The following is a 14,668-nucleotide window of genomic DNA, read 5'->3' on the forward strand; positions in this document are numbered from 1 at the left end:
GAAACCCTGGCTTCCGCGCGCCCGCCCGCACGCACCCGCAGTCGGCAACGCACGCAAGGGGACGTGCCGGTATGTCTGCCCGGAGCACGGTTCCCGCAGGCTCCGGAGCCGAAGTAGCCCTGCGGTCACCGGACGATAGCGAGGACGGACATACCGGCGCGGCCCCGCACCCGGAGACGGACCAGCTCCGCAGCCGCGCGCTCCAGCAGTCGGCAGCGCTCGCGAGGGGACGTGCCGGTATGTCTGCCCGGAGCACGGTTCCCGCAGGCTCCGGAGCCGAAGTGGCCCCGCGGTCACCGGACGATAGCGAGGACGGACATACCGGCACGGCCCCGCACCCGAAGGTGGGCCGGCTCCGCTTGGCTGCCCGGAGCAGGGTTCGCGGACTCGGGGGCCGAGGCAGCAGCAGCCCCGCGGTCACCGGACGTTAGCGAGACATACCGGCCCAGCTCCGCCCCATATGCCCCGTATCATCACAGAGTGACCTGGCTTCGAGCGCTGAAAGAGACCGCTCGCTCGGGGCTGACCGTCGAGCGGAAGCGGCTCGAGCCGCTCATCGCGCTGCGCGGCGCAGCCGGCCTCGCCCTCGTCATCGGCGTGAGCCTCACCCTCTTCGGCCCGGCCGTAGCCGCCAGCTCGGCCTTCGGCGCCTACCAGGCCGCCATCGCCACGTTCCAACGCAGCTGGCGCCCCCGCCCGGAACTCGCCCTGGCCTCCGGCACGAGCCTCGCCATCTCCACCTTCCTCGGCTACCTCACCGGCTCCCACACCCTCCTCTTCCTCGCCCTGCTCGCCCTCTGGACCTTCCTCTCGGGCCTCAGCTGGGCCGCGGGCCCGACCATCGGCATCATCGCCTCCTCCAACGTCGCGATCATGCTGGTCACGGTCACCCTCCCCGGCTCCCTGGCCGCCGCCGCGGGCCACGCCGCGATGATGGTGGTGGGCGGCGCCGTCCAGGCCGCCCTCGTGGTCCTGTTCCCCGTACGCAGATGGGGCGCCCACCGAGACGCCCTCGCCGACGCCCTCGCCGCCGAGGCCGACTACGCCCGCCGCCTCCGCCACGACCCCCACGCCGACTTCGACCCGGAACCCCTGATGGCCGCCCGCGACGCGGCGACCATCACCCCGCGCCAGGCCCGCACCCGCCCCGCCGAACTCCACGGCGCCCGCGGCGTGGCGGAACGGATCCGTCCGGTACTCGCCTCCCTGGCCGACCCCGCGGTGGGTGCACCGGAAGAGGGCCCCGAACGCGACCGCGTACGCGAGATCCTGGCCGCGGCGGCCGCGATCCTCGACGCGGCGGCCAGAGCCATCCGGCACGGCGAACCGGTGAAGATCCCGCCCGCGGGCGTGGCCACACTCCGGAGCGCGGACACCGGCGCGATCCTCACGGGCCCGGCACAGAGAGCGGCGAAACGCCTGTCGGCCCTGCTCCGCGACGTAGTCGAAACGGCAGGCAGGCCCCCCGAAGGCCGACCCACCAAGCCCCCCGGCCCAGAGACCCCCGACACCCCCGAGTCCCCCAACACCCCCAACACCCCCGACACCCCCGACACCCCCGACACCCCCGACACCCCCGACACCCCCGAGTCCCCCAACACCCCCAACACCCCCGACACCCCCGACACCCCCGACACCCCCGAGTCCCCCAACACCCCCAACACCCCCGACACCCCCGAGACCCCCACCCCCCTCCTCCGCCCCACCCTCCCCGCCCTCCTCCCCGCCGCCCTCCGCGCCATCAGAGGCGAGCTCCGCCGCCGTCACGAATCCCCCGTCACCCGCCACGCGATCCGCGTCACCGCCGTGGCCGCCGCCGGCTACCTCCTGGGCACCTGGCTCCCCCTCGGCCACGGCTACTGGGCCCCCATGGCCTCCGTGATGGTGATGCGCCCGGACTTCTCGCAGACGTACTCCCGCGCGGTGGCCCGCTTCGGCGGCACGCTCGTGGGCGTCGCCCTGGCCACGGGCCTGGTGCAACTCGCTCATCCCGACACAGAGCTCTCAGCCGCACTCGCCGTTCTCTGCGCCGGGATGATGTACCTGCTGATGCGCACGGGCCAGGTCGCCGCCCAGGCCTGCGTCGCCGCGTACGTCGTGTTCCTGCTCGGCATGGGCGGCGAGCAGTGGACGCAGACCGTGCCGGAGCGCGTCGTCCTCACCCTCCTCGGCGGCGTCCTCGCGATGATCGCGTACGCCGTGTACCCGGCGTGGGAGACCCCGCGCCTGCGCAACCGCCTCGCCGACTGGCTGATCGCGGACGGCCGCTACGCCGCTGCCGTCGTCAGCCGCTACGCCGACCCCCAGGGCAGCTCCTGCCCGAACGTCCGCGAGGCGCTGCTCGCCGCCCGTGACGCCCGCATCGCCTGGCAGGAAGCCGCCGCCCGCGCCAAGAACGAACCGGTACGCCACCGCGGCCTCTCCCGAGCCGCTGCCGCCGACGCCGAGGACACCCTCGCCCAACTGGGCCGCGTGGCCATGCTGATGGAGGCGCACCTCCCGGACCGCGACGCCACCCCCGTCCCCGCGGCCGACCGCCTAGCCAAGGCCCTGCGCAAATCGACCGAGGACGGCGCGAAGGCCGTACGCGAGCGTCGCGTCCCGAAGTGGGAGGCCGTGCGCAAGGCTCTCGACGAGTGGGACGGCGAGGGCGTCCCCGACCGGGTCGTACGCAGAGGAGCGGGCCTCCTGCTCACCACCCTCGAGGAACTGTCGGACGCCTTGGACACAGCACCGCCGCCCATGCTGGTGGACGGCTCAGAAACAACGACGCAGACGAGACAGACCACACAGACGACACAGAAGTCACGAACAACGCAGAAGTCACGACCAACGCGAACGGAAAACGGGCCGCAGGACCCCGATCAAGGTCCCACGGCCCGCTGACCGCGTCACACACGCAACGGAGCCTCAGGAAGAAGACTCCGGAAGCCCCGCCGTAGGCAGCCCCTCCGGCAGCTTTCCGCCCTTGGTCCGGGTGAACTGATCCTTGCCCGCACCCTGCCAAGCGACCGTCATCGACGTGCCGTTGACCGACTCGACCGTGCCCTTGGTGCGGTCGGAGTTGCCCTTGACGCACTTGAGACTGATCGTCTCGGCGCCGGCGGTCCCACTGCACAGGACGTTCTCCCCGAGCAGCGTCGCCTGCTTCCCGTCGATGACCAGCGCGAGCGGATTCCCGTCGGCGGTGGCCACCCAGCTGCCCTCGGAGCTGCCGTCCTCGCCACCTGAATCCGCACCTGAATCCGCACCTGAATCCGCACCGGAATCCGCACCGGAATCCGCACCCTCATCCGGCGTACCGGCCCCAGCGGACGACTCCGCCGACCCCTTGTCCGTGCCCTTGCCCTTGCCCTCGTCCCCGTCGCCGCCGTCACTGCTGCAACCGGTCAGGGCAAGAGCGGCGACAAGACCCGCCGCCGCGGCACCGATACGTACGTTCCGGACCTGCGTGCGCACTGAAGTCCCCCTAGTCACTACTCAGTCGAACTGCTCAGTCGATCTACTCAGTAGAACTACTGAGTCGATCTGCTCGGCCGATGAATCGCGCGCCAAGCTACCAGGACGACTTGCGCACCCCGGGCAGGAATCCCGCGTGCGCTTGGTCACGCAGCTTGACCCGGGAGAGGCCGAACTTCCCCACGTAACCGCGCGGGCGCCCGTCGACGCTGTCCCTGTTGCGTACGCGCGTCGCACTCGCGTCCCGCGGCTGGCGCGCCAACTCCGCCTGTGCGGTGCGGCGTTCGGCCTCGCCGGCCCCGGGGTGGCGGAGGATCTCCTTCAACTCGGCCCGCCGCACGGCGTACCGCGCGACGATCTCGCGCCGCTTCTCGTTCTTCGCGATCTTGCTCTTCTTGGCCATCAGACCCTCACCCCACGCGCACGGATCCTGGCGACGGCGGCTTCGACGCCGATGGAGTCGACGGTCTTGATGCCCTTGACGCTGAGCCGCAGCCGCACATGGCGGCCCTCGCTGGGCAGCCAGTACCGCTTGCGCTGGACGTTGACGTCGAACCGGCGTGACGTACGCCGGTGCGAATGCGAGATCTGGTTGCCGAAGCCCGGCGTGGCGCCGGTCAGCTGGCAGTGGGCGGACATGGTGACGCACCTCTCGGTCGTGGGGAAGGGGATCCCCGGGGAAGGGAATCCCCGAGGAGACCGTTTTGAAAACGGGATTCATTTTCATACACTACCGGCATGGCTCGCAACGAACTCCGCCCCGTCATCAAGCTCCGGTCCACAGCCGGCACCGGCTACACGTACGTGACCCGCAAGAACCGCCGTAACGACCCCGACCGCATGACGCTGCGCAAGTACGACCCGGTCGTCGGGCGGCACGTCGATTTCCGAGAGGAGCGCTGAACCCTCATGCGCAAGGACATCCACCCGCCGTACGGTCCCGTCGTCTTCCGTGACAAGTCCGCCGGCTACGCCTTCCTCACCCGGTCCACGGCGACCAGCGACAAGACGGTCGACTGGGAGGACGGGCGCACGTATCCCGTCATCGACGTCGAGGTCTCCTCCGCGAGCCACCCCTTCTACACAGGCACGGCCAAGGTCCTGGACACCGCGGGCCGCGTGGACCGCTTCGAACGCCGATACGGCACCCGGTGAACCCCATGGACCCCGAAAACCCCATGAACTCCGAAAACCCCGAAAACCCCGAGAACCCCATGAGCCCCCGCCACCAAACAGGCCGAATGGACATCGCCATCGTCGGCGGGCTCCATTCCGACGCCCGCAAGGAAGCCGTCGAACGGCTCCTCGCCGCCGTCCCCGGAAGCGTGGCGCTGCACCACGACCTCGCGACGGCCGTGCACGGCACCGTCGTGCGTACGGTGCGCGACGCCACCGGAGTGCTCTCCACCGGCGATGCCCCGCTGGTCAACGACTGTGCGTGCTGCGCCCTGCGCGAGGATCTGGTGCCCGAACTCGAACGGCTCGCGGACTCCGGTCTCACGCGGCTCGCGGTCGTCGAACTGTGGGACTCCGTGGAGCCAAAGGCCATGGCGGAGATCATCACGGCGCAGGGGCACGAGGCGCTGCGGCTGAGCGGGGTGATCACGGCCGTCGACCCCGCGCTCCTGCTGCCCTACCTCGGGAACGGCGACGACCTCATGGAGGCCGGGCTCGCCGCGGCCGCCACGGATCAGCGCACGGTCGCCGACACCTGGGCCCGCCAGCTGGAGTACGCCCCCGTCCTGGCCGTCGCGGACTCGCCCGACGCCGACGACGAGGACCGCGCGCTCCTCGCCCAGCTCCACCCGACCGCCCGGCAGGTCCCGATCGGCGGCCATGGGAATGTGGCGGGCAGCGGTCATGGGGACCTGGCGGGCGCCGCGCTCGCCGGATTCGACGTCGAGGCTGCCGCCGCGGCCCAGCATCCGTCCTGTGCGCTGCTGCCGACCGACGCCGATGAGGCAGGGGTCGCCACCCTCGTATGGCACCGGGACCGGCCCTTCCACCCGGAGCGGCTCTACCAGGCCCTTGAGGACCTGACCTGCGCGGCGGCCCGCAGCCGGGGGCGGTTCTGGCTCGCCGACCATCCGGACACACTGCTCGGCTGGGACGCGGCGGGCGGCGCGCTGTGCGTGGAGAGCGCGGGGCCCTGGCTCGCGTCCCTGCCGGACGCCGCGTGGGAGATGGTGCCGCCGGTGCGGCGGGCCGCCGCCGCGCTCGACTGGCATCCCGAGCACGGCGACTGCTGCCAGCACCTGGTCTTCGTCTCGCCCGGCCTCGACCGCGAAGGGCTCGAACAGGTCCTGGAGTCCTGCCTGTTGACGGACGAGGAGTACGCCGCCGGGCGCGAGGCCTGGAAACACCTGCCCCCCGCCTTCGACACCCTCCTGGAGGCCTGAGCGCCGATGACCTCACGACCATCCACCCTCCACGTGGACCAGTTCTTTCCGCACCCCCTGCCAAGGCCTGGCGCGCGCTGACCGCTTCTCCGGCACCGTTGACGTGCGGGTTCTCGCGTACGAGGTGGAGCGGATGCTCAGCGTCCAGTGGTCCGACGCGGACCCCGCGAACCCGTCGGACCGGACCAATACGTGAACGTTGGAACAGGAAGGGCGCGGTACGCGTCTCTTCCTAGTACATGAAGGCTTCGACCCGGACGATCCGGCGCAGATGATGGCAAGGAAGATCATGGGCGGGGGATGGCGTTCGCATGTCATGCGGGGGCTGGGGCAGGTGCTGACGGAGCTGTAACCAAGGGAGCACCGCGCGTGCACGTGCATCTGCCCATGCATCGGCATGTGAACACAGCTATGATCCGGGACAGTTGACTACTGCATCTAGAACGTTCCACAGCGTTCTGGAGCCACATCAGGCACTGCACCACCACCGGGGAGCGACTGTGCATCACGTGTTCAACGGCATGGCTGCCAAGGAGCTGCACGGGGTGGTCTGGCAGAAGAGCAGGCACAGCAACTCGCAGGGGGCCTGCGTGGAGTTCGCGAAACTGCCGGGCGGCGACGTCGCCGTACGGAACTCGCGGTTCCCCGACGGGCCGGCGCTCGTCTACACGCGCGCCGAGATAGAGGCCATGCTGCTCGGCATGAAGGACGGGGAGTTCGACCACCTCATAGGTGGCTGACCCACAACCCGCCAGCAACGTCAGCCACACCGGCTACATCAGCTACGCCAGCTGGAACAGCGCCCATACGACCTTGCCCCGCAGCGCGCCCGCGAGCGGGTGCCAGCCCCAGCTGTCGCTGAACGAGTCCACCAGGAACAGGCCGCGGCCCGATTCGGCCGAAAAGTCGTCGTCGGTCTCGCGCGCGACCGGACTGTCGTCGCTGGGGTCGCGCACCGCGCACACCAGGCGTGAGGTCCAGCGCATCAAGTGCAGCCGCACCGGCGGGCCGTGGTCGCGCGGGGTGTCCGACGGCAGGGCATGTCTGAGGGCGTTGGTGACCAGTTCGGAGACGACGAGGGCGATGTCGTCGAAGCGCTCTTCCAGTTCCCACTGACCCAGCGTCTTACGGGTGAACTGCCGTGCGCTGCCCACCGCTTCATAGCGGGCGGGCAAGGAGCAGGACGCGGCGCTGGAGACGGCTGAGGGGTCGAGTGGGGGAAGCCCCTGCCGTAACGGCTCGAGCATGGTCGATCCATTCGTCCCCATGCGAGGCACTCCCCGGTTTCGCGGTACATAGCGATGGAGCGGTGGTGCGGTCGGTACAGCGGCGCTGCGACGGTCATACAGCGGTGGCGCGCGGACCATGGTTCCGAATGCGTACAGCAGATGCAAGGGCAGATGCACGTGCACGCGCCGGACTTGGTCGTTCCCGTGCTATTTCTGGCCCATTTCTTCCTATGACTTCTTGTGGAGGACTTCCGAAGGCTTTCCGTTTCTGTAACCGAACGAGTACCGCCTGAAGCGTTTAATGGCAGACTGCTGGCTTCCAAGTGATGGGGAGGATTGAGCGAAGTGACCGCAGGGGAGTCGAGCGGCTCGGTCGTACGGCGCATGCTCCTTGGCTCGCAACTAAGGCGCCTGAGGGAATCGCGCGGCATCACCCGTGAAGCGGCCGGCTACTCGATCCGAGCCTCCGAATCGAAGATCAGCCGCATGGAGTTGGGACGGGTGAGCTTCAAGTCCAGGGACGTCGAGGACCTGTTGACGCTGTACGGCGTCTCCGACGAGGGCGAACGGGTCGCGTTGCTCTCCCTCGCCAAGGAGGCCAACCTCGCGGGCTGGTGGCACAGTTACTCCGACGTCCTGCCGGGCTGGTTCCAGACGTACGTCGGTCTCGAAGGCGCCGCATCGCTCATCCGCGTCTACGAAGTCCAGTTCGTCAACGGCCTGTTGCAGACCGAGGCGTACGCCCACGCGGTCGTCGCGCGCGGCATGAAGGGCGCGAGCAAGGCGGACATCGAACGCCGCGTGGCCCTGCGCCTCGAACGCCAGAAGCTGCTCATCTCCGAGCGCGCCCCGGGCTTCCACTGCGTTCTCGACGAGGCGGCGCTCCGACGCCCGTACGGGGACCGGGAAGTGATGCGGGGTCAGCTCCAGCATCTGATCGAGATCTCCGAACGGCCGAATGTCACTCTTCAGGTCATGCCGTTCGGTTTCGGTGGGCACTCGGGCGAGAGCGGAGCGTTCACCATGCTGCGCTTCCCGGAATCGGACCTGTCGGACGTCGTGTACGTGGAACAGCTGACCGGAGCCCTGTACCTCGACAAGCCGGAGGAAGTCGGCCAGTACGAGCGGGTGGTGAGCGAGCTGCGCCGCGACAGCCCGAATCCGGCCGATAGTCGAGACCTTCTGCGAGGTCTGCTCCAACTGACGTGACCGGTCAGTAGGATGACGCCAAATCAGATGTCTGCACAGTCTGCGGCAAGGGGTCTCATGTCCTTCTTCACTGACCTGGCTCACCAATACATAGACGGTGAGTGGAAGGCCGGTTCCGGCTCCTGGGACATCATCGACTTCAATCCGTACGACGGTGAGAAGCTGGCGTCGATCACCGTGGCGACGGCCGACGAGGTGGACCAGGCCTACCGAGCGGCCGATCGCGCGCAGCGGGACTGGGGGACCACCAGCCCCTACGTCAGGCGCGCGGTCTTCGAGCGGGCCCTGCGCATAGTCGAGGACCGCGAGGAAGAGATATCCGAGGCGATCGTCGCCGAGCTGGGCGGCACCCGGCTCAAGGCCGCCTTCGAGATCCACCTCACCAAGGAGTTCCTGCGCGAGGCCGTCCATGTCGCGCTGCAGCCCGAGGGCCGCATCCTGCCGTCGCCCGTCGACGGCAAGGAGAACCGCGTCTACCGCGAACCGGTGGGCGTGGTCGGGGTCATCAGCCCCTTCAACTTCCCGCTCCTGCTCTCCCTGAAGACGGTCGCCCCGGCGCTCGCGCTCGGCAACGCGGTGGTGCTCAAGCCGCATCAGAACACGCCGGTGATGGGCGGCAGTTTCCTCGCGAAGCTCTTCGAGGACGCGGGCCTCCCGGCCGGTGTTCTGAACGTGGTCATCACCGACATAGCCGAGATCGGTGACGCGTTCATCGAGCACCCGGTGCCCAGTGTCATCTCCTTCACCGGCTCGGATCGCGTGGGCCGCCATGTCGGCACGGTCTGCGCCGCCAACTTCAAGCGGTCGATCCTGGAGCTCGGCGGCAACAGCGCTCTGGTCGTCCTGGACGACGCGGACGTCGACTACGCCGTGGACGCGGCGGTCTTCAGCCGCTTCGTGCACCAGGGGCAGGTCTGCATGGCCGCCAACCGCATCCTCGTGGACCGGTCGCTGCAGGCGGAGTTCACCGACAAGTTCGTCGCCAAGGTCGCGTCCCTGAAGGTCGGCGACCCGGCGGACCCGGCGACCCACATCGGCCCGCTGATCAACTCCTCGCAGGCGGACGCGGTGGCGAAGACCGTCGACCAGACGGTGGCCGCGGGCGCGAAGGTCCTCCTGCACGGCCGCACCGACGGCAATCTGGTGGCCCCCTCCGTCCTGACGGACCTGCCCGCCGACTCGCCGACCCTCCAGCAGGAGATCTTCGGCCCGGTGGCGCTGCTCGTCCCCTTCGACGGCGAGGAAGAAGCCGTACGCATCGCCAACGACACCCCGTACGGGCTCAGCGGCGCCGTCCACACCGCCGACGTCGAGCGCGGTGTGCGGTTCGCGCGGCGGATCCGCAGCGGCATGTTCCACGTGAACGACGGCACCGTGCACGACGAGCCGATCGTGCCGTTCGGCGGCGAGAAGAGCTCGGGCGTCGGGCGCCTGAACGGCGAGTCGACGGTGGACGCGTTCACGACGCAGAAGTGGATCTCGGTGCAGCACGGCCGCTCCCGTTTCCCCTTCTGAGGGTTTCCCCTTACTCCCGTGGCCGAGGGCTAGAGGGACCCGCGCAGATCCTCGGCCCGCAGCAGCTCGTCGGCGGCCGCCTGCCGCTCCTCCTCGGTCAGCCGGACCGCCGCGGCCCGGTCGAGCCACTCGGCAGGACGCTCCGGCTCGCCGAGCTGCTCGGCCATCTCGGCCCGCACGACGTACAGCTTCACGAGCTGTACGGGGGTGGGGGTGCCGTCCGCCGCGAGCGCGTGGTCGATGATGCGGGCCGCGGCCGAGGGGTCCTCCTTGGACTCGCCGAGGAGTACGGCCTGGTGCAGGGCGCGCGCGTACCTCTCCTTCGGTACCGCCGAGTGTGCGAAGGAGTCGGCGATGGGCTGCCCGACGCGGACGTTGTTGCCCGCGGGGTCCGTCATCAGGAACTGCCGCACCCCGTAGCTCATGTCCTTCAGGGCGCCGATGCGAGGCAGGCCGCGGGTCGGTATCCGGCCGAGGGTCTGCTTGAGGCCGGCGCGGAACGAGGCGTGGAGGGCGTCCACGTCGTCGGTGATGACGTAGCAGGCGCTGATGGACGCCTTGGGGTCGTAGCCCTTCATGCGGAAGAACTGGAACTGCATGTCGCCGCGCTCCACGACGCCGTACTGATAGGGGCTCTTCTGGTGGAAGGTCACCTCGAAGCCGATGGCTTTGTAGAAGTCGAGGGTCTCGTCGAGCTCGTGGCAGGGGAACAAGGGGATCATTGTCTCGGCCATTCCGCTAGTCTAATCAAAATTGATTAGAAGGAGGTGGCTTTGATGTCGGCGATCCGACTCCTTGTCCTCGGCGCCGTCCGTCAGCACGGGCGGGCCCACGGCTATCAGGTCCGCAACGACCTGGAGTACTGGGGCGCCCATGAGTGGTCCAACGCCAAGCCCGGCTCGATCTACCACGCGTTGAAGCAGATGGCCAAGCAAGGCCTGCTGCTCGCGCACGAGATCGCCCCGTCGACCGCGGGCGGCCCGCCGCGCACGGAGTACGAGATGACGGACGCGGGCACCGAGGAGTACCTGAACCTGCTCCGGTCCAACCTGGTCTCGTACGACCAGCGGCCCGACATGCTCTCGGCGGCTCTCGGCTTCATCGTCGACCTGCCCCGCGACGAGGCGGTCGAGCTCCTGAAGCAGCGGGTGCGGGGCATCGAGGAATGGCGCAGGTCCGTCACGGAGTACTACACCCCGGAGGAAGGGCCTGAGCAGCTCGGGCACATCGGCGAGATCATGAACCTCTGGGTGCACACGGCCGACGGGGGTGTGGAGTGGACCCGCGGCCTGATCGCGCGGATCGAGGGCGGCGCGTACACATTCGCGGGGGAGGGTGAGCCGTTCGTCGGCGTCCTCGCCGAGGGTGAGGAGAACCCGTTCGGGACCGGGGAGCCGCACGCGGGGGACGAGTACTGACCGGCGGCGGGGTGCCCGTGTCGGGCGGCGAAGAAGTACTGCTGATCAAGTTTGACTAATCCGCGGTCCGGGGATACCTTCCTTCGCGTTGGCCCGTAGTCAAGTTTGACTACGGGGGTGGGGCAGGGGCTTGAAGGGAGACGGATGACGGACGCGATCGTCGTCGAGGGCGCACGGAAGCGGTACGGGGACAAGTGGGCGCTCGACGGCCTCGACCTGACGGTCGGGCGCGGCACGGTGCACGGCGTGCTCGGCCCGAACGGCGCCGGCAAGACCACCGCGGTGCGGGTGCTCGCCACGCTGCTGCGGGCGGACGAGGGCCGGGTGGAGGTCGCCGGGTACGACGTGCGGCGCAGTCCCGACGAGGTGCGCAGGCGCATCGGGCTGCTCGGTCAGCACGCCGCGCTGGACGAGGAGTTGAGCGGCCGCCAGAACCTGGACATGTTCGGGCGGCTCCACCACCTGGGCGCACGCCACGCGCGCGTGCGGGCCGACGAGCTCCTGGAGCGGTTCGGTCTCGGGGATACGGGGCGCAAGGCGGTCAAGCAGTACAGCGGCGGTATGCGGCGCCGCCTGGACCTCGCGGCCTCGCTCGTCACGGAGCCGGACGTGCTGTTCCTGGACGAGCCGACGACCGGGCTCGACCCCCGGGGCCGCACGGAGGTCTGGGTGGCGGTGCGCTCCCTGGTCGACGGCGGGACGACGGTGCTGCTCACCACGCAGTACCTCGAAGAGGCGGACCAGCTCGCCCACCGCATCTCGGTGATCGACCGGGGCCGGGTCATCGCGGACGGCACGGCGGACGAGCTGAAGTCGAGGACGGGCGGTGACCGGATCGACGTGGTGGTTCGGGACGCGGCTCAACTGGACCTTGCCGCACGCCTCTTGCCGGGCGACGCCACCGTGGACGTGGACCGGCGCCTGGCGAGCGCTCCGGTGGTCGACCGCATGGAGGCGCTCACCGGGGTCGTACAGGCCCTGCGGGAGGCCGGGGTCGAGGCCGAGGACATCGCGGTGCGCAGGCCGACCCTGGACGAGGTGTTCCTGCGCCTGACGGGCCGCGCGGATGACCAGGAACGTACGGCGGATCACCAGGAACGTACGAAGGAGGCCGTGTGAGTACGACGATGGCGAGCGGTACACCGACGCGCAGCCGGATGCCGGTGGCGAGCGGCGCGCCCGCACGGTGGGCCGTGATCGACTCCTGGACCATGACGCGGCGCGAACTCGCGCACTGGGCACGGCAGCCCGTGCAGGTCCTGGTCGGCCTGGTCTTCCCGGTGATGCTGCTGCTGATGTTCAACTACCTGATCGGCGGCGGAAAGGGCATCGCGGGCGACTACGCCGAGTTCCTGGTGCCCGGCATGTTCGCGCTGACCATGGCCTTCGGCCTGGACGCGACGATGGTCGCCGTCACCCAGGACCTCAACAAGGGTGTGATCGACCGCTTCCGGTCCATGCCGATGACCAACGGCGCGGTCCTGGTGGGCCGTTCGGCCGCCGACATGCTCCAGTCGCTCGCCTCGCTGCTCGTCATGATCGGCGTCGGACTCGCGATCGGCTGGCGCTGGCACGGCTCCTTCGGCGCTGCGCTAGGCGCGGTGGGCCTGCTGCTCCTGCTGCGGTTCGCGATGCTGTGGATCGGCATCCACCTGGCGATGGTCGCGGGCAGACCGGAGCTGGTCGTAGCCGTGCAGATCCTGGTCTGGCCGGTGGGGTTCCTCTCCAACGCCTTCACGGTCCCGCAGAACATGCCGGGCTGGCTCGGCGCGACGGTCGAGTGGAACCCGATGTCGGCGACGGCCACGGCCGTGCGTGATCTGTTCGGCAACGACCCCGGGGTGGTGGGTACTTCCTGGGCCGCCGAGCACGCGGGGCTGCTCGCCGTGGTGTGGCCCGTGGTGCTCGTGGGGGTGTTCATGCCGCTGGCGGTACGGAGGTTCGGCGGGCTCAGCAAGTAGCCCCTCCGGGGCGCGGTGTGCCGCCTAGTGGTGGAAGCTCGTCGCCGCGTCCCGGTCCCGGGTGAACGGGCGGGGCTGCTCCCGCAGTTCGGGCACCAGGCTGCTCAGATCCGCCATGAAGAGCTCCGCGAGGTCGGCCGTGAACCCGTTGCGGCAGACCACGCGGAGGACCGCCAGATCCTCGCGGTTGGCCGGGAAGGTGTACGCGGGGACCAGCCAGCCGCGCTCGCGGAGCCGCCGGGACACGTCGAAGACGTCGTACGCCGTCACGTCGTCCCGTGTCGTGAAGGCGAAGACCGGCAGCTGGTCCCCGCGGGTGATCAGCCGGAAGTCGCCGAGCGCCTCGATGCGGTCCGCGAGGCCACGGGCGACGTCCCTGGCCGTCTGCTGGACGGCGCGGTAGCCCTCGCGGCCCAGGCGCAGGAACGTGTAGTACTGCGCGGCGACCTGCGCGCCCGGCCGGGAGAAGTTCAGCGCGAACGTCGGCATGTCACCGCCGAGGTAGTTCACCCGGAAGACCAGCTCCTCCGGCAGCGCGTCCGCGTCCCGCCACAGCGCCCAGCCGACGCCCGGGTAGACGAGGCCGTACTTGTGGCCCGAGGTGTTGATCGAGGCGACCCTCGGCAGCCGGAAGTCCCACTCCAGGTCCTCGTCGAGGAAGGGCGCCACCATCGCCCCGGACGCGCCGTCGACGTGCACGGGGATGTCGAGCCCCGTGCGCTCCTGGAGGGCGTCCAGGGCCGCGCAGAGCTCGGCCACGGGCTCGTACGACCCGTCGAAGGTGGAGCCGAGCACGGCCACGACGCCGATCGTGTTCTCGTCGCAGAGCTCGGCGGCGGCCGCCGGGTCGAGGTGGAACCGGTCGCCCTCCATGGGGACCAGGCGCGGCTCGACCTCCCAGAAGTTGCAGAACTTGTCCCAGCAGACCTGGACGTTGACGCCCATGACGAGGTTCGGGCGGGCGGAGGGCGACGGATAGCGGTCGCGGTTGCGTTCGTCCTTGGCCCAGCGGCGCTTGAGCGCCATGGCGGCGAGCATGCACGCCTCGCTCGACCCGGTCGTCGAACAGCCGACGGCGGCCGCCGGGTCCGGCGCGTGCCACAGGTCGGCGAGCATGGCCACGCAGCGCCGCTCCAGCTCGGCGGTGTGCGGGTACTCGTCCTTGTCGATCATGTTCTTGTCCCGGCACTCCGCCATGAGGACGCCGGCCTGCGGTTCCATCCAGGTGGTGACGAAGGTGGCGAGGTTGAGCCGTGAGTTGCCGTCCAGCATCAGCTCGTCGTGCACCAGCTGGTACGCCGTCGTGGGCGGCACCGGCCCGTCGGGCAGGCGGTGCTTGGGCGGGGCCTCGGTCATGCCGCTGACCGGGTCGGCTGCTCCGTAGAAGGGGTTCACCGCGAGGCTGCGCCCCTTGGAGTCGGCTTCCTGGTCCTCGCTGCGGTGGAGCGGCATGGTCGGTCTCCTTTCATGCCCCCGTT

The 14,668-nt window shown here is 69.8% G+C and carries 16 protein-coding genes; 10 read left to right on the top strand and 6 right to left on the bottom strand.

Annotation, left to right across the window (positions count from 1 at the left end):
* Window positions 1–480 precede the first annotated feature (480 nt).
* Window positions 481–2,886, top strand: coding sequence for an FUSC family protein (locus ACIBCK_RS35865; protein ID WP_399397120.1), 2,406 nt, complete (start codon window positions 481–483; stop codon window positions 2,884–2,886).
* 24 nt (window positions 2,887–2,910) lie between these two features.
* On the opposite strand, the gene ACIBCK_RS35870 is transcribed toward ACIBCK_RS35865, so the two are convergent.
* From ACIBCK_RS35870 to rpmB, 3 genes are all read right to left on the bottom strand, one after another.
* Window positions 2,911–3,459 carry a hypothetical protein gene (locus ACIBCK_RS35870; RefSeq protein WP_399397122.1) on the bottom strand — a complete coding sequence of 183 codons (549 nt, stop codon included), beginning with the start codon at window positions 3,457–3,459 and terminating at the stop codon, window positions 2,911–2,913.
* Between the two features lie 97 nt (window positions 3,460–3,556).
* Window positions 3,557–3,862: a 30S ribosomal protein S14 gene (rpsN, locus tag ACIBCK_RS35875; protein WP_399397124.1), complete on the bottom strand. Its 306-nt coding sequence runs from the start codon at window positions 3,860–3,862 to the stop codon at window positions 3,557–3,559.
* Window positions 3,862–4,098, bottom strand: coding sequence for a 50S ribosomal protein L28 (gene rpmB, locus ACIBCK_RS35880; protein WP_399397126.1), 237 nt, complete (start codon window positions 4,096–4,098; stop codon window positions 3,862–3,864). Before rpmB ends, rpsN begins: the two co-directional genes overlap by 1 nt.
* Before the next feature lie 99 nt (window positions 4,099–4,197).
* Between rpmB and rpmG the strand changes: the two genes are divergently transcribed.
* From rpmG to ACIBCK_RS35900, 4 genes are all read left to right on the top strand, one after another.
* Complete coding sequence (gene rpmG / locus ACIBCK_RS35885; protein WP_003999141.1) at window positions 4,198–4,362, top strand: 50S ribosomal protein L33; 165 nt, start codon at window positions 4,198–4,200, stop codon at window positions 4,360–4,362.
* A gap of 6 nt (window positions 4,363–4,368) precedes the next feature.
* Window positions 4,369–4,614, top strand: coding sequence for a type B 50S ribosomal protein L31 (locus ACIBCK_RS35890; RefSeq protein ID WP_399397128.1), 246 nt, complete (start codon window positions 4,369–4,371; stop codon window positions 4,612–4,614).
* 86 nt (window positions 4,615–4,700) lie between these two features.
* Window positions 4,701–5,858: a CobW family GTP-binding protein gene (locus tag ACIBCK_RS35895; protein ID WP_399397130.1), complete on the top strand. Its 1,158-nt coding sequence runs from the start codon at window positions 4,701–4,703 to the stop codon at window positions 5,856–5,858.
* Window positions 5,859–6,358: 500 nt separating this feature from the next.
* Window positions 6,359–6,598 (top strand): DUF397 domain-containing protein, encoded by a 240-nt coding sequence (locus ACIBCK_RS35900; protein ID WP_367044006.1) that lies wholly within the window; start codon window positions 6,359–6,361, stop codon window positions 6,596–6,598.
* A gap of 42 nt (window positions 6,599–6,640) precedes the next feature.
* Here the strand turns inward: ACIBCK_RS35900 and ACIBCK_RS35905 are convergent, their stop codons facing one another.
* The gene (locus ACIBCK_RS35905; RefSeq protein ID WP_399397132.1) at window positions 6,641–7,126 is read right to left on the bottom strand and encodes an ATP-binding protein; all 486 of its coding nucleotides are present in this window, start codon (window positions 7,124–7,126) and stop codon (window positions 6,641–6,643) included.
* A gap of 306 nt (window positions 7,127–7,432) precedes the next feature.
* On the opposite strand from ACIBCK_RS35905, the gene ACIBCK_RS35910 reads away from it, so the two are divergent.
* Together ACIBCK_RS35910 and ACIBCK_RS35915 are read left to right on the top strand one after the other, a co-directional pair.
* On the top strand, window positions 7,433–8,296 hold the full coding sequence (locus ACIBCK_RS35910; protein WP_399397134.1) for a helix-turn-helix domain-containing protein: 864 nt from the start codon (window positions 7,433–7,435) through the stop codon (window positions 8,294–8,296).
* Between the two features lie 57 nt (window positions 8,297–8,353).
* The gene (locus ACIBCK_RS35915) at window positions 8,354–9,811 is read left to right on the top strand and encodes an aldehyde dehydrogenase family protein (RefSeq protein WP_399397135.1); all 1,458 of its coding nucleotides are present in this window, start codon (window positions 8,354–8,356) and stop codon (window positions 9,809–9,811) included.
* 29 nt (window positions 9,812–9,840) lie between these two features.
* Here the strand turns inward: ACIBCK_RS35915 and ACIBCK_RS35920 are convergent, their stop codons facing one another.
* Window positions 9,841–10,545 (bottom strand): bleomycin resistance protein, encoded by a 705-nt coding sequence (locus ACIBCK_RS35920; RefSeq protein WP_399397137.1) that lies wholly within the window; start codon window positions 10,543–10,545, stop codon window positions 9,841–9,843.
* A 42-nt stretch (window positions 10,546–10,587) separates the two neighbouring features.
* On the opposite strand from ACIBCK_RS35920, the gene ACIBCK_RS35925 reads away from it, so the two are divergent.
* The 3 genes from ACIBCK_RS35925 (at window position 10,588) to ACIBCK_RS35935 (ending at window position 13,190) form a co-directional block, all read left to right on the top strand.
* Entirely contained in the window at window positions 10,588–11,229 is a 642-nt protein-coding gene (locus ACIBCK_RS35925; protein ID WP_399397139.1) for a PadR family transcriptional regulator, read from the top strand.
* Window positions 11,230–11,373: 144 nt separating this feature from the next.
* Window positions 11,374–12,348, top strand: a complete 975-nt coding sequence (locus ACIBCK_RS35930) for an ATP-binding cassette domain-containing protein (RefSeq protein ID WP_399397140.1) — start codon at window positions 11,374–11,376, stop codon at window positions 12,346–12,348.
* A 38-nt stretch (window positions 12,349–12,386) separates the two neighbouring features.
* Window positions 12,387–13,190 carry an ABC transporter permease gene (locus ACIBCK_RS35935; protein ID WP_399397277.1) on the top strand — a complete coding sequence of 268 codons (804 nt, stop codon included), beginning with the start codon at window positions 12,387–12,389 and terminating at the stop codon, window positions 13,188–13,190.
* 24 nt (window positions 13,191–13,214) lie between these two features.
* On the opposite strand, the gene ACIBCK_RS35940 is transcribed toward ACIBCK_RS35935, so the two are convergent.
* Entirely contained in the window at window positions 13,215–14,642 is a 1,428-nt protein-coding gene (locus ACIBCK_RS35940) for a glutamate decarboxylase (RefSeq protein ID WP_399397142.1), read from the bottom strand.
* Window positions 14,643–14,668 lie beyond the last annotated feature (26 nt).

It is taken from the genome of Streptomyces sp. NPDC051218, from assembly GCF_044455475.1.
GTDB lineage: Bacteria > Actinomycetota > Actinomycetes > Streptomycetales > Streptomycetaceae > Streptomyces.

What these genes read in the sequence shown, in the direction of transcription:
- rpsN (WP_399397124.1), bottom strand. Translation starts at nt 3,862, where the DNA reads ATGGCCAAGAAGAGCAAGATCGCGAAGAACGAGAAGCGGCGCGAGATC.
- rpmB (WP_399397126.1), bottom strand. Translation starts at nt 4,098, where the DNA reads ATGTCCGCCCACTGCCAGCTGACCGGCGCCACGCCGGGCTTCGGCAAC.
- rpmG (WP_003999141.1), top strand. Translation starts at nt 4,198, where the DNA reads ATGGCTCGCAACGAACTCCGCCCCGTCATCAAGCTCCGGTCCACAGCC.
- ACIBCK_RS35890 (WP_399397128.1), top strand. Translation starts at nt 4,369, where the DNA reads ATGCGCAAGGACATCCACCCGCCGTACGGTCCCGTCGTCTTCCGTGAC.
- ACIBCK_RS35895 (WP_399397130.1), top strand. Translation starts at nt 4,701, where the DNA reads ATGGACATCGCCATCGTCGGCGGGCTCCATTCCGACGCCCGCAAGGAA.
- ACIBCK_RS35905 (WP_399397132.1), bottom strand. Translation starts at nt 7,126, where the DNA reads ATGGGGACGAATGGATCGACCATGCTCGAGCCGTTACGGCAGGGGCTT.
- ACIBCK_RS35915 (WP_399397135.1), top strand. Translation starts at nt 8,354, where the DNA reads ATGTCCTTCTTCACTGACCTGGCTCACCAATACATAGACGGTGAGTGG.
- ACIBCK_RS35920 (WP_399397137.1), bottom strand. Translation starts at nt 10,545, where the DNA reads ATGGCCGAGACAATGATCCCCTTGTTCCCCTGCCACGAGCTCGACGAG.
- ACIBCK_RS35925 (WP_399397139.1), top strand. Translation starts at nt 10,588, where the DNA reads ATGTCGGCGATCCGACTCCTTGTCCTCGGCGCCGTCCGTCAGCACGGG.
- ACIBCK_RS35930 (WP_399397140.1), top strand. Translation starts at nt 11,374, where the DNA reads ATGACGGACGCGATCGTCGTCGAGGGCGCACGGAAGCGGTACGGGGAC.
- ACIBCK_RS35935 (WP_399397277.1), top strand. Translation starts at nt 12,387, where the DNA reads ATGCCGGTGGCGAGCGGCGCGCCCGCACGGTGGGCCGTGATCGACTCC.
- ACIBCK_RS35940 (WP_399397142.1), bottom strand. Translation starts at nt 14,642, where the DNA reads ATGCCGCTCCACCGCAGCGAGGACCAGGAAGCCGACTCCAAGGGGCGC.